13 protein-coding genes, 1 tRNA gene and 1 pseudogene are annotated in these 12,811 nt (G+C 49.2%); 6 read left to right on the top strand and 9 right to left on the bottom strand.

Annotation, left to right across the window (positions count from 1 at the left end; translation table 11 throughout):
* Nucleotides 1-9: 9 nt before the first annotated feature.
* The 6 genes and pseudogenes from GEI7105_RS0115460 to hisE form a co-directional block, all read right to left on the bottom strand.
* Nucleotides 10-432, bottom strand: a complete 423-nt coding sequence (locus GEI7105_RS0115460) for a bacteriohemerythrin (RefSeq protein ID WP_017661345.1) — start codon at nucleotides 430-432, stop codon at nucleotides 10-12.
* Between the two features lie 285 nt (nucleotides 433-717).
* Complete coding sequence (locus tag GEI7105_RS0115455; RefSeq protein ID WP_017661344.1) at nucleotides 718-1,923, bottom strand: 4-hydroxy-3-methylbut-2-enyl diphosphate reductase; 1,206 nt, start codon at nucleotides 1,921-1,923, stop codon at nucleotides 718-720.
* A 34-nt stretch (nucleotides 1,924-1,957) separates the two neighbouring features.
* The gene (locus tag GEI7105_RS0115450; protein WP_017661343.1) at nucleotides 1,958-2,800 is read right to left on the bottom strand and encodes a GDSL-type esterase/lipase family protein; all 843 of its coding nucleotides are present in this window, start codon (nucleotides 2,798-2,800) and stop codon (nucleotides 1,958-1,960) included.
* 110 nt (nucleotides 2,801-2,910) lie between these two features.
* Nucleotides 2,911-3,756: a YaaW family protein gene (locus tag GEI7105_RS0115445; RefSeq protein ID WP_017661342.1), complete on the bottom strand. Its 846-nt coding sequence runs from the start codon at nucleotides 3,754-3,756 to the stop codon at nucleotides 2,911-2,913.
* A 150-nt stretch (nucleotides 3,757-3,906) separates the two neighbouring features.
* Nucleotides 3,907-5,451 (bottom strand): cation:proton antiporter, encoded by a 1,545-nt coding sequence (locus GEI7105_RS0115440; protein ID WP_026097695.1) that lies wholly within the window; start codon nucleotides 5,449-5,451, stop codon nucleotides 3,907-3,909.
* A 181-nt stretch (nucleotides 5,452-5,632) separates the two neighbouring features.
* Nucleotides 5,633-5,908, bottom strand: a pseudogene (gene hisE / locus GEI7105_RS30805) (phosphoribosyl-ATP diphosphatase); the annotation flags it as partial.
* 201 nt (nucleotides 5,909-6,109) lie between these two features.
* On the opposite strand from hisE, the gene GEI7105_RS38530 reads away from it, so the two are divergent.
* The 3 genes from GEI7105_RS38530 (at nucleotide 6,110) to GEI7105_RS0115425 (ending at nucleotide 7,826) form a co-directional block, all read left to right on the top strand.
* Nucleotides 6,110-6,274 carry a hypothetical protein gene (locus GEI7105_RS38530; protein ID WP_158413217.1) on the top strand — a complete coding sequence of 55 codons (165 nt, stop codon included), beginning with the start codon at nucleotides 6,110-6,112 and terminating at the stop codon, nucleotides 6,272-6,274.
* A 177-nt stretch (nucleotides 6,275-6,451) separates the two neighbouring features.
* A complete protein-coding gene (locus GEI7105_RS37410; protein ID WP_144053825.1) occupies nucleotides 6,452-7,045 on the top strand; it encodes a hypothetical protein in 594 nt (197 codons plus the stop codon).
* Between the two features lie 388 nt (nucleotides 7,046-7,433).
* On the top strand, nucleotides 7,434-7,826 hold the full coding sequence (locus tag GEI7105_RS0115425; RefSeq protein WP_017661338.1) for a DUF4279 domain-containing protein: 393 nt from the start codon (nucleotides 7,434-7,436) through the stop codon (nucleotides 7,824-7,826).
* 558 nt (nucleotides 7,827-8,384) lie between these two features.
* Here GEI7105_RS0115425 and GEI7105_RS30800 read toward each other — a convergent pair.
* Nucleotides 8,385-9,089: a pentapeptide repeat-containing protein gene (locus tag GEI7105_RS30800; RefSeq protein WP_017661337.1), complete on the bottom strand. Its 705-nt coding sequence runs from the start codon at nucleotides 9,087-9,089 to the stop codon at nucleotides 8,385-8,387.
* 161 nt (nucleotides 9,090-9,250) lie between these two features.
* Nucleotides 9,251-9,332: transfer RNA gene (locus GEI7105_RS0115415), tRNA-Leu, on the bottom strand.
* Between the two features lie 144 nt (nucleotides 9,333-9,476).
* On the opposite strand from GEI7105_RS0115415, the gene accC reads away from it, so the two are divergent.
* Nucleotides 9,477-10,835, top strand: a complete 1,359-nt coding sequence (gene accC, locus GEI7105_RS0115410) for an acetyl-CoA carboxylase biotin carboxylase subunit (RefSeq protein WP_017661336.1) — start codon at nucleotides 9,477-9,479, stop codon at nucleotides 10,833-10,835.
* 104 nt (nucleotides 10,836-10,939) lie between these two features.
* Here accC and GEI7105_RS0115405 read toward each other — a convergent pair whose 3' ends face one another.
* Nucleotides 10,940-11,224, bottom strand: a complete 285-nt coding sequence (locus GEI7105_RS0115405; protein ID WP_017661335.1) for a YggT family protein — start codon at nucleotides 11,222-11,224, stop codon at nucleotides 10,940-10,942.
* 207 nt (nucleotides 11,225-11,431) lie between these two features.
* Between GEI7105_RS0115405 and psbX the strand changes: the two genes are divergently transcribed.
* The gene (gene psbX, locus GEI7105_RS0115400; protein ID WP_017661334.1) at nucleotides 11,432-11,551 is read left to right on the top strand and encodes a photosystem II reaction center X protein; all 120 of its coding nucleotides are present in this window, start codon (nucleotides 11,432-11,434) and stop codon (nucleotides 11,549-11,551) included.
* A 142-nt stretch (nucleotides 11,552-11,693) separates the two neighbouring features.
* Complete coding sequence (locus tag GEI7105_RS33585; RefSeq protein ID WP_017661333.1) at nucleotides 11,694-12,806, top strand: Ycf66 family protein; 1,113 nt, start codon at nucleotides 11,694-11,696, stop codon at nucleotides 12,804-12,806.
* Nucleotides 12,807-12,811 lie beyond the last annotated feature (5 nt).

Here is a 12,811-nt window from a genome sequence, read left to right as displayed (position 1 = left end):
TCCGTGAGGCTAAGACGGCTTTTCATGAATATCGCACACCAGCGATCGCGCCAGTTGGGTATCGATTTTACGAATGTGGTTGAGAAACCAATCGAGAAGACTTTGATTGACTTTCAACACCAACGACAAACTCGATCCTTCGCGATCGAACTGAGCTTTAATCTCACGAAAGTTTTTGACGAACTTCTTGTGAGCTTCTTTGTTTTGACAGGCAACTGGACAGCGATAAGACTCCATACACTGTTCTTCAAACCCAAAGTGGAGATCGATATACTTTTCTAAAAAATTGATAATTTTGGAAATTTCGCTGTTCGCACGATTTTCGCGCATGGCATCCACTAACAAGCTCATTTGTTCGATGAGTTGTTTGTGTTGTAGATCGATAGTTGGAATTCCAATTTCTAAAGATTCGTTCCAAATTGTATTGGGCATAGTTCTGGGATTTCTAAAATACAAAACAAGCACTAGAGCGATAAATAAAAAAATATCCCAAAATATATGAAAATCGAACAGATACCCTTTTAGAGTAGATAATACCCTTAAAAAGGGTGCATCTCAAAAGTGTAAATTTATTAGATCGGAGTCTTTGCAGTGAATTGAGCTGTTGTTGGGTTTCGCGATCGCTCCACCCCTGGACGGCAGCGTTGCCGAAGTCCAACCCACCCCAGACTCATATTTTTACAAAAGTGAGATGCACCCTTAAAACGAGCGATCGCCTTACACCAACGCAGGTGTTTTAAGTTGAAAAATCTTCTCGATCGTCTCTTCAACCGACTTATCCGGCGTTGAAGCGCCCGACGTGACGCCTATCACGAGTTTACCTTCAGGCAACCAATTTTCCGTTACCTCCAAATCTCGTTTTAAAGGTTTGTGTTCGATGCGATTTCCCGGTCCGATGCGATCGCCACTGTCGATGTGATAGGAGGGAATGCCCCGTTCGATCGCAATTTCCTGTAAGTGCGTCGTATTCGAGGAATTAAAGCCCCCGATCACCACGATCGAATCGAGGTCTTCTTTCACCAATTCCAACATGGCGTCTTGGCGTTCCTGGGTGGCGTCGCAAATGGTGTTAAACGCCATAAAGTGTTGGTTGAGTTCTGTCGGTCCGTACTTTTGCAGCATCGTGCGCTCGAACAACTTACCGATTTGTTCGGTTTCGCTTTTCAGCATCGTGGTTTGGTTGGCGATCCCGATGCAATCGAGATCGCGATCGGGATCGAACCCGTCCGAGTGTGCGTTGTGGAACTTCTCGAAAAACGCCTCGCGATCGCCGCCGTGGAGAATATAGTCAGCCACGTACTGCGCCTCGTCGAGATTCAACACCACCAAATACTTACCCGCAAAGGAGGTCGTGGCGAGAGTTTCTTCGTGTTTGTATTTCCCGTGAACGATGGAAGTGTAATCGCGTTTCTTGTGTTTTTCGACGCTGTTCCACACCTTCGACACCCAAGGACAAGTCGTATCGACGATGGTACAGCCGCGATCGTTGAGAAGCTGCATTTCCTGAACCGTCGCCCCAAACGCGGGTAAAATCACCACTTCGCCTTCGCGGACGCCGGAAAAATCCTTTTCTCCGTCCACGACTTCGATAAAGCCCACGTTCATCTCGCGCAAACGCTGATTTACCCCAGGATTGTGAATAATCTCGTTGGTAATCCAAATGCGCTCGGCGGGGAAGTGGCTGCGGGTTTCGTAAGCAATGGCCACGGCCCGCTCGACCCCCCAGCAAAACCCGAAGGCTTCGGCTAGGCGAATCGTCACGTCACCCCGCGTCAGGGTGTTGTTATTGGCGCGAATTTCGCCGATGAGATTGCTTTGATACTCCGTTTTCAGCATTCCCTCGACTTCGGCTTCGTGGCCGAAACCGCGACGGTGGTAGTTGTTGGACTGCTGGAGCGATCGTTTAAAGGCTTTTGTATCCATATTTGGGGGTGAGTGGCTTATCGTCAGTTTTCTGCTATTCTACCGAGTCTGACGCCTGCAACCGCTCGTTGTCGAATACGAGTAGTGCCGTCCGCCAAATTTCGTAACCGCGACGGTTGAGGTGGAGTCCGTCGGTGCTGTAGTCGGTTCGCAACCGGCCGCCATCGTCGCTGAAGAGGGGATATAAATCGAGGAATTTTGCCCCTTCGACTTCGGCGATCGCCTCGAGACGAGCGTTGAGGTTGCGAATGCGGGAATTGGGAATCTCGAGTAACTTCTCGCGTTCCTCCCAGGTGGCGTTTTCAGCACTGTGGGGCAAAATCGACTGCACGACGATTTCCGTCTCTGGGTGAATCCAGCGAATGTCTTTAATAATTTTGCGGTGGTTTTCCAAAATCGTTTCGTCGTCCGTCCCCCGCAACATATCGTTAATCCCGATGTTGATAAAAATTTTCTCGGGTTCGGTATCGTCGAGGAGGGGCAGGCGGTTGTAGAGTCCGTCAGAGCCTTCTCCGGAAATGCTTTGATTGAGCCACGTGACCCCCGGCGGTAACAGTTCGTTGGGAAACCACAAACTAATCGAATCCCCCGCTAAGACGTACAGGCGATCGGGGGGTTTGGCGGCGATCGCCTCCGCCTCTTTTTCGAGGATCGCCACCCAATCTTCGTAAGACGGTTGCTGACGCTGACCCACTTCGGGAGTGGGAGTCGGTTGCGGCATCGGCGTCGCCTCGACGGTGACAGAGGCATCGGCTCGCACGGTCGGCGACCAATTGCCTTCTCGAGCGAGAAGGACGGCCACCGTCGCGATTAACACGCCGTTGGTGGCTAGGGAAATTACCGCCCAAGCGGGAAGGCGCGTCGAGTCTGTAGACACTGGCTTCGATACGAAATGCTGTGTGTTTCGATCGTACACCACTCGGGGAATTGATGAGACCTCTTCCAAACTTGGAGACCCCGACGGTTTCCCGAGTTGCCCGAAAACACCTAGCCGCAGGCAAATTCCCACGTTTCCCCGCGCGTGAGGCGAATTTGTGCCAACGCGAACACGGTGGGAATAATGCGAGCGTAATTCGTCGAGATCGATCGCCAGCCGATATCGGCGAAAAACCACGCCCACAACGCCGGCCCCACAAAGGCAAACACCGTCCGCGTCATCGTATATCGCGCCGTCGCCGATGCCATTCCCCGCCGCGCCATCTGTAACGCCACGTAACTTTTAAATTTCGACGTCGCCAGCGCACCGCTTTTGAGTGCTTCTTTCGCCATTTGGTGTTTGGCGAATTCGATGGCGAACTGACGCGCCAACTGGTTGAGCAACATCGGACGCAACACCGAACTGACTGCTAGCGCACTTCCACCTTTGACTAACCACCCGACGGGATCGCGTTGAACGTGAACCGGGAGGGGTTGGGGAAGTTTGGACTTGGCCAGAGATTTCTGAACCCGCACCATCAAGGCTTTCTGTTCTGAGGCGGGAAGCTGTTTCCAGGTGCGCCCCATTAGATGTAAAAAGATTTCGGCTTCTATATCTGTCGTGGAGAGGTCTTTGTTGTAGGGAATTTTTAAGTAACGACAGATTCGGATCAATACGTCGCGGTAGGTGACGCGATCGCTCTGTCCGCGCAATACTGTTAAGCCATCTGCGGCGAGAAAGCGAAACCGGGTTTCGAGCGAATCGATCCAGTCTTCGCGGTGGCGACTTTGCACCTCGATCGGATCGGGAACGTTGATGTAATCCAACGGATTGAACCGAGGACGGAAGAGCAGTTGTGTCAACCCTTCGAGTTCCTCATCTGTGGCTAACTCCAGCGCGATTCTCAGTTCGTCCAAAACAATACCCTCCGTCCCAAGCGATAAAGTCGAGCGTTGTCGCCGAGAGTTCTTGGAATGGTTCTGGAGAACTACCTGCGATCGCTTCTCAACGGTTAATTCATTTTCGATCGTAACATTGCCTGCTGGGAAAGTTGCTCGAGATTGGCATCACGTTTTTTGAAGGACTTCTTGTAAAAACGGGGCGAGTTCTTTGTTTAACTGCCCCGATCGCACGAATTCGGCGTAAGTATCGGCTTCGATGGCTAAAAGTTTTTCTTTGACGAGTTCGTTGGCATAATCCTGCAAGTCGGGATCTTCTTTTTGCAATCCCTCGATCTGATGTTGCAGTTTGTGCAGCTCGCCGCGTACCAAGGCAAACTGGTATTGATAAAACTCTTCGTCGATTTCGGAGGGGCGATCGCTGGTTTCGAGATAGTTCAACACCCGTTCTAGAGCCGATCGACGCGCCATCGCTTCGACGAACTCCTCGCGACGAGACTGTTCGTCGAGTAACCCCAGATTCTGCAACAGGGATTTCGTCGTCAATCCCTGCACCAGCAGCGTGAACAATACCACGCCGAAGACGATTCCGATGATATCTTCCCGTTGAGATAGCATCGCCGGAACGCTCAACGCCAAGGCGATGGACACCGAACCGCGCAAACCGCCCCACCACAACACCGTGAGTTCTTTAACGCTAATTCTCGAGTTCGCCAGCGCGTTACTCAAACTTCCCAACCCAAAAATCGAAATTCCCCGCGTCAGCAACACGGCGGCGATCGCAATTCCCATCGGAACCAGGTTCTCTTGTAAACTCTCGAACTGGACGCGATCGCCAATCAACAGAAACACGATCGAGTTGACGAAAAAGGCGATGAACTCCCAAAACTCGCTCACCAACAACCGCGTTCTCGGATTCATCCCGATGCGCGATCCGAAATTCCCCAAAATCACCCCCGTCGTCACCACGCCAATCACCCCGGAACCGCCCAGGTTCTCGGTAATGACGTAAGTTCCATAAGCGGCTACTAGGGTTAGCGACTGTTCGACGAGAGGGAGATCGAACCGTTGCGTCAGATAGGAAATCCCGAAGCCGATCGCACTTCCCATTCCCACGCCAACGCCGACGAACACCGCGAAATCGGCGATCGTCGATCGCACAGAAAACTCCTCCGTTCCCAACGCTAAGCTGACGAGAAGTCCGAACGCCACTACCGCCACGCCGTCGTTAAACAGACTTTCCCCTTCCATCAATGTCGTCAAGCGTCGACTGACGCCCAACTCGCGAAATAGCGAAATCACTGAAACTGGATCTGTCGCCGCCAAACTCGCCCCCACCAGCAGCGACACCGCCAGGGGAATGTCCGTAAACTGCGCCAGCATCCAACCGATTCCCAGAACGGACACTAACACCCCCACCACGGCGAATAGCGTCACGGGAAATAAATCCCGTTTGAGATCCTTCCAGTGGAGATTCCACCCCGCCTCGAACAGCAACGGCGGTAGAAAAATCTCCAAAATCAACTCCGGCGAGAGGTTCACCAGTCGCACGTCTTCAAACGCCAGCAGCACCCCCACAATGACGAGAAGCAACGTATAAGGAATCTGGCGCATAAAGCTCACCGTCCGCGACAGCGTCACCACGCTCAGCGACACAGACAGTACCAGCAAGAATTTTTCGAGATTCGCCTGAATTAAGGTTTCGTGCGCCATTTTTACAGTTTTCGTAGGGTGCGTGACTTGAAAAATCGGGTGTCGAACGTGAGACCGATAAATCGTCACGCACCGACAATGTACACCGCCCACAGACAAGTTTGTAGGGTGCGTGACTTGAAAAATCGGGTGTCGAACGTGAGACCGATAAATCGTCACGCACCGACTCCTCATCACCTCATCACCGCCGCCGTTCCTCTAACTTTTTGTAAACATCCTCGATATCTACGCCATGATGTGCTATGGCAACCAGGGTGTGATACATCAAATCGGCGGCTTCTCCAGCGATGTCGTCGGCGTCGTCGTCTTTACACGCCATGACGACTTCTGCGGCTTCTTCGCCGATTTTCTTCAAAATCTTGTTGTCGCCTCCGGCGAACAGCTTACAGGTGTAGGAACCTTCTTGGGGATTGTCGCGGCGATCGCAAATCGTTGCGAACAGCTCTGACAGCGGATCGGTGGTGGATACGGAACTCGTCATTATTTTTTTCTCGAACGACAGATCGAACACCGATCGCCTGCTCAATGCGTCGAGAGAGGGTCGTAACCGGTGTCGCAACTATCGTAAACCGTAAATTGGCGATCGCAAACGGGTTGCTGGCTTTTGCGGGGATGTAGAAATTTCTGGCGTGTGGAGTTCCACGATACAGAGCTGCGGATGAGTTTGTCGAAATCGACGCCGGAACGGGAGCGATTGGGACAGTTTTCCGAAGACAGGATTTCCGACCTGCTCCATGGCAACCAATCGATCGTCTATACTGACGACCATGTGGGCGATCGATTGATGGAAGTCAAGACTGACGGGGGCATCTCAAGACTGTAAAAATGGTTGTTGGTGCGTGACGTAGGAATCAAATTAACTCGACTTCAGCCGAATTTTGTAGCCCACTAAGGGAGCATCCCATTTCGGCAATTATAGATAAGCAGCTACTATTGAGAATACTGGCTTGCCTCTCACAGAGATGAAGCTATAAATATTATAGGGCGATACTTTCTGGTTATGGGTGAAGAATTTGTTAATTACCAAATTAAGTCAAATCAAATTGATTCTGTGATAACTTCTGTAAGAGAAATCACTCGATCGAACAACTCAAGTGCCTACATATCTCCTCCTAAAAATGAATGGATAACTGTCTACGAAAGTAAATCAGAAGATTTAGATTTATTTTATATTGAATCTACAACTCGATTTTTGCCTTCTAAAGTCAATGGACTGGTTTTATCATTTATTGTAATTACTGGTCTTTATTGTGTGATTTTAATTTACAAAAAAGGAGTAAAAATAAGTGATTTTTATAATCAGAATATAGAAAGCAATAGTAAATTTGAAGATTTTGATGCCAGAGTATCTCAATTTATTTTCGCAATTCTAAGTTTATGCTTACCTAATACGCATCCTGAAGAATTATCTAATATTTTACAGAAATCTGAAGTTGACATTGAATATATGGGTCAAGAAGCTGTATGGGAGCTTTCATTATATTTAGGTATCGAAAATTATAGAGCAATCAATGGATACTCTTACTTTACTCATGAAGATTTTTATAGCCAAAACCCAGATATTTCAGAAGCGTCGAACTTCGTATTAGTTTAATATAGAACACTAATTTGGGAGCATCCCGTTTTGGAAGATACATGACAATTGATTGTTGAAAATCGTTTCAAGACGTAGGTGAATTCGTCTCTGTGAGAGGCAAGCCAGTATTCTCAATAGTAGCTGCTTATCTATAATTGCCGAAATGGGATGCTCCCACTAATTTAGCTGATGGAAAGACGACTTATCGCTACGAGAATGTGGGCGATCGATTAATGGAAGTCAAGACTGACGGGTGAATCTCAAGGATGTAAAATATAGTCGTCATTGCGTTACTTGAGAATCGAATTAGCTCAATTTCAACCAAATTTTGTAGCCCACTAACGCACCCTATGTCTAACTCTTCTCATTAAGCCTCACCCGTTACTGTGACTAATTATGTAAATTCATGGAAGTGGCAGTGTATTTTTCTCTTTCGCGTTTCGATTTTCAACCCGATAGAATTTCCGAACTTTTAAAATTAGAGCCGACAAAATTCTGGAAATCTGGAGATTTATATTCAGGCACAAAAAGGAAATATAAGTTTAGTGTTTGGAGATTGAAGTCTGAGACTTCTCCATCAGAGATCGATTTTGAAAAACACATTAAAAACCTCCTATTCGTGTTGGAACCTAAGAAAGAAATTGTAGCAGAACTATGTAGAAAATATTACGGTGAATTTGCTTGTTCTGCATACTTTTCTCCACAAGAGTCTACTCCAATTATTCATTTTGATAAAAAAACACTCTTAAAATGTGTCGAGCTAAATATAGAAATCGATGTAGATCTTTACATAACATAATTAACAATCAATAAAATATATAAATAATCACTCACTCAAAATTCAAATAAATGATAGAAAATCTACATTTACAAAGATCTAAGTCTAGTGTATTTAGTTGAGAAAGTAACGACTTATCGCTACAAAAATGTAGACGATCGATTGGTGGAAGTCAAGACCGACGGGGGCATTTCAAGAACGTAAAAATGGTTGTTGGTGCGTGACATGGGAATCGAATTAGCTCAACTTCAACCTAATTTTGTAGCTCACTAATGCACCCTACGCCCACTAACTAACATAGAATTTTTTTCTATTCCCTAAGTTGAAATTCATTGAGTATACTGGCTTCAACAAAATATAACACAAGAATGAATTAGAGATCGAGATCGATGCGAAATGTAGGAAACTTTTTTAAGAGAAGAAAGTAAGATTTTCAGATCGATAAGTTCAAAAAACTTGGATTTTCATATTTCAAGATTGAGAGTACTCGGATTTTTGTGTAAGTCCAGATTTTCAAGCGGAAAATCAAGGTTTTTGGGCCGGTCAGTCACGATTTTCTGAACACTTCCCAAGATTGCATTAAGATTCTAAAATATCTAAATCAAAGAGAGCATCCGTTAGATTAGCCTCGTTCAGATCGACAGTCTCTAAGTCTTCTAAGTCAATACCTCTGAGATCGGCTTCAGTCAAATTAGCTGCAGCCAGAATTGTTGTATACATTCTAGCACCCCTTAAATTAGCACATCTAAGATTAGCTCCATATAAGGTAGCTTCAGATAGATCTGCTTCTTGCAAGTTGGCATAACTCAAGTCGGCATGCTGTAGTCCGGTCTCCCGCAGATCGGCTTTTCTTAAACTAGCTTTTTCAAGACAAGCAGCTATTAAATTTGCCCCGTTTAAAGTAACTTGAGTAAATTTTGAATTTTTTAAGTTAGCATTTTCTAATTCGGCACAGCCTAAGTTAACCTTGCTTAGATTTGCTTGATTCAAATCAGAACTATTTAAATGAGTACCATGTAGATCGACATTACTTAAATTTGAATTAGAAATATTGGAAAACTCCAGATTGGCATAAAATAAATTGACGTTACTTAAGTTCGTTCCCGACAGATCGGAATTTCTTAAGTTTACTCTCTCCATATTAACATTAGACAAAAAACTGTTTCTTAAATTTAAGTGACTTATATTTTTCCCTTTTAGATCGATATTTTTTAGCTCGACTCCGGCAAAATCTCGCTCTCCCGCTGCGTAGCGCTCTAACAGTTCCTCAGCCGTCATTTCCATTGTCATATCTCCCTCCAGTTCAATTCACGCTATACCTAGCTTGCTCCAAGCGATCGCCACGATCGCACACGGATTGCTAGTTTTGACAAGGATACAAAAAAAGAGAGGCAGCTCGTGGCTACCCCTCTTCTCTATACTCATTTCGACAGCAAGTCGAACAATGCGGATGGCGAGACTCGAACTCGCAAGGATTGCTCCACACGCCCCTCAAGCGTGCGTGTCTACCAATTCCACCACATCCGCGTGGTATCTGCGCGGTTAACGTTTTTTAACCGCACTATGGTAACTTAACATAGCGACGAGTTAATTGTCACTATTTTCGGAAAATTTTTTCGTCGCGTCCGATCCGGCTTCCGAAATCCCCGCATTGCCCCTAGACACTCAAAGATGCAGTTCTCGAAAATTCTCATTGCCAATCGAGGAGAAATCGCCCTTCGCATCCTCCGCACCTGCGAGGAGATGGGCATTGCAACCGTTGCGGTGTACTCCACGGTCGATCGCCACGCCCTCCACGTCCAACTTGCAGACGAAGCCGTCTGTATTGGCGAACCGTCGAGCAACAAAAGCTATCTCAACATCCCCAACATCATCTCGGCAGCCCTGACGCGCAACGCCACCGCCATTCACCCCGGTTACGGTTTCCTCGCCGAAAACGCTCGATTTGCCGAAATCTGTGCCGATCACCAAATCGCCTTTATCGGGCCCTCTCCCGACTCCATGCGACAGATGGGGGACAAATCCACCGCCCGCGAAACCATGAATCGCATTGGCGTCCCCACGGTTCCGGGGAGCGACGGTTTACTCCGCGACGATCGCGAAGCCCTGGCTCTGGCTGAAAAAATCGGCTATCCGGTGATGATTAAAGCCACTGCTGGGGGTGGCGGACGCGGAATGCGCCTGGTTCGCAATGCTGAGGACTTACCGAAACTGTTTATGGCGGCCCAAGGGGAAGCTGAAGCCGCGTTCGGCGATCCTGGCATTTATATGGAGAAGTTTATCGAACGCCCCCGCCACATCGAGTTTCAAATTCTGGCAGACCAATTCGGAAACGTCGTCCACTTGGGCGAACGGGATTGTTCGATTCAGCGGCGACATCAAAAACTCCTCGAAGAAGCCCCCAGTCCCGCACTCGATCCGAAATTACGTCAGAAAATGGGTAAGGCAGCGGTCAAAGTCGCCAAAGCGATTAATTACGTCGGGGCGGGAACGGTGGAATTTCTCCTCGATGCGTCGGGAAATTTCTATTTTATGGAGATGAACACCCGAATTCAGGTCGAACACCCGGTCACGGAAGCCATTTGCGGGTTGGACTTAATCGCGGCTCAAATTAAGGTGGCTCAAGGGGAAAAGCTGCCCGTGACTCAGGGCGAGGTAGAGTTGCGGGGACACGCGATCGAATGTCGTATCAACGCCGAAGATCCCGATCGCAATTTCCGCCCCCACCCCGGACGCATCAGCGGTTATTTGCCCCCTGGCGGTGTCGGCGTGCGCGTGGACTCCCACGTTTACACGGATTACGAAATTCCCCCCTATTACGATTCGCTGATCGGCAAACTCATCGTTTGGGGGCCGACTCGCGAACGGGCGATCGCTCGGATGCGTCGCGCCCTCCGAGAATGTGCGATCACGGGAATCCCCACCACCATCGGCTTCCACCAAAAGATTATGGAAACCCCCGAATTCCTCGAAGGTACGGTGTACACCAACTTCGTCGAAAAGTGGATGGAGAAAAACAGTGAACAGTGAGCAGGGAACAGGGAACAGCGGATCTGGGAACAGTTAATAGTTTCTCCCCCTCTCCCTCTCTCCCCCTCTCCCCCTCTCTCCCTCTCTCCCTCTCTCCGGCCGAACTACCGCATCATCGTCAACAACCCTTGTTGACCGAGGAGAATTTCGCGAATTAGGCTAAAAATTCCAACCCATATAATGGGCGAAATGTCAACCCCCCCGAGAGGCGGAATAATTTTGCGGGTAGGGGCGAGGAAGGGTTCGGTGGGAATCGCCACCAGGCTGAAGGGGAATTTTTGCAGTTCTGCTTGGGGATACCAGGTGAGAACGATGCGGATAATCATTAGGAGGATAGTTAAGCCTAAGAGAACGCTGAGGCTCAAACTGACGAGGTTTAGGGTACTCATTCGATCGCTTTCAATTATTAAGCTTTGTAACTAATTTCTGAACTCTATTGTATCTCGCTCTCGGGGCGATCGATCCCCGTCGAGACAGTCAAAGCGCCCTAACCTAGCAGTTCGAGAGCGGTTCGGCGGAAACTGTCTTTCCAAGCGTGCCTCAAATCGTTAAACTTAGTAAAGAATTATTTTGTATCGTTTGAGGAAGCGCGTTTTATGACCCCCTCTTTGATGAACTTTTTCTATAGCCTGATTGCTGGAGCCGTTATCGTTGTCATTCCGGCGACGGTGGCGCTAGTTTTCCTGAGCCAACAAGATAAAGTTCGCCGCTCTTAATTCGGCGTTCTTACGAGTTGGCGTCAGCAGCAGGCTCGACAAGCTGACGGTGGGCATTGTTGCTTCTCATTTGAGAACGTCGCTCGCCTTGGAGATTGTCTGTGTAAATCGCTAAGATGAGACTGATGTAGGAGAGAGGCTAATGGTAAACATCGCATTAGGCGGTCGCGGCCTGCTGCACGTAACGAGCGTTCGACCCGTCCTCGCCCAAGTCGCTTACGGCTTCGGGTGGGGCAGTTTAATGGGCATTGCCCTGGTGATCTGTGGCGTGGCGCTGTACCTGCTGCGATCGACGCGTCCGAATCTCGCTCGCGATCACGATATTTTCTTCGCCGCCGTGGCCTTGCTGTGCGGTGGGATTTTGTTTTTCCAAGGATGGCGTCTCGACCCCATTCTTCAATTCGGTCAGTTTCTGATGACCGGTTCGGCGGTATTCTTCGCCGTCGAAAGCATTCGTTTGCGCGGGATCGTCACGCAACAGGCGAAACGCAACACGCCCATTGTGGACGAAGAACGGGAAGTCAGCCCCGACTATCAAGCTTACGAGTACGAAGCGGAGTTCGAGGAAATCGAACCCTACGAACCTTATCCGCCCAATCGTCGCATTCCGGGGAGTCGCGATCGCCGATCGCCTCGGGAGTCCTATGGCTACGAAGACGAACCTCGACGCCCCCCGACGCGGCGCAGTTCCGGAAGCAGCGGTCGACGTCCGCCATCGGATACGACGCGCAAACCCCCTCGTCGCCGTCCCCCGAGTTCTGGCGGCCGTCCCCCGGTGAATTTAAACGACGATACCTGGGGTGATGCGGGATACAGCGATGTCAACCGTCCACCGAGTCGCCCGTCTCGCCGTCCGCCGAGTCGCCCGTCTGGTACGAGTCCTTCGCCATCCCGCCGTCCGCGACCGTCTCAACCTCGCCCGACGCGACCGAGTACGGAAGTCGAAGCCACGTTAGCGGACGACGACTACACTTCGAGTTACGGGCGATCGCCCTCCCGTCCGCCCCAAGACGAGCCGGACGTGACCACGGCGACTTACGAAGAGTACGAACCGCCCCAACCCTCGAGTTCGCCCCGCGATGCAGACATTAACCCGGATTTCGATGAGGAACCCCGTCGTCGTCCTCCGACGAGTCGCACGCCGAACCCGCCTGTGGACGACTTCGACGATTTCGGGGAACCGGACGTGGCGAGCGATTATAATCCCTACGACGATGAACTCGAAGAAGACAATTCCAGTCAGTTCGATCGATAGTCGCG

Origin of the sequence: Baaleninema simplex PCC 7105, assembly GCF_000332355.1 — a bacterium.
GTDB classification, from domain to species: Bacteria; Cyanobacteriota; Cyanobacteriia; order Cyanobacteriales; family Geitlerinemataceae; genus Baaleninema; species Baaleninema simplex.
Note: the sequence above shows the minus strand (reverse complement) of the source record. Positions and strands in the feature narration are given on the sequence as shown.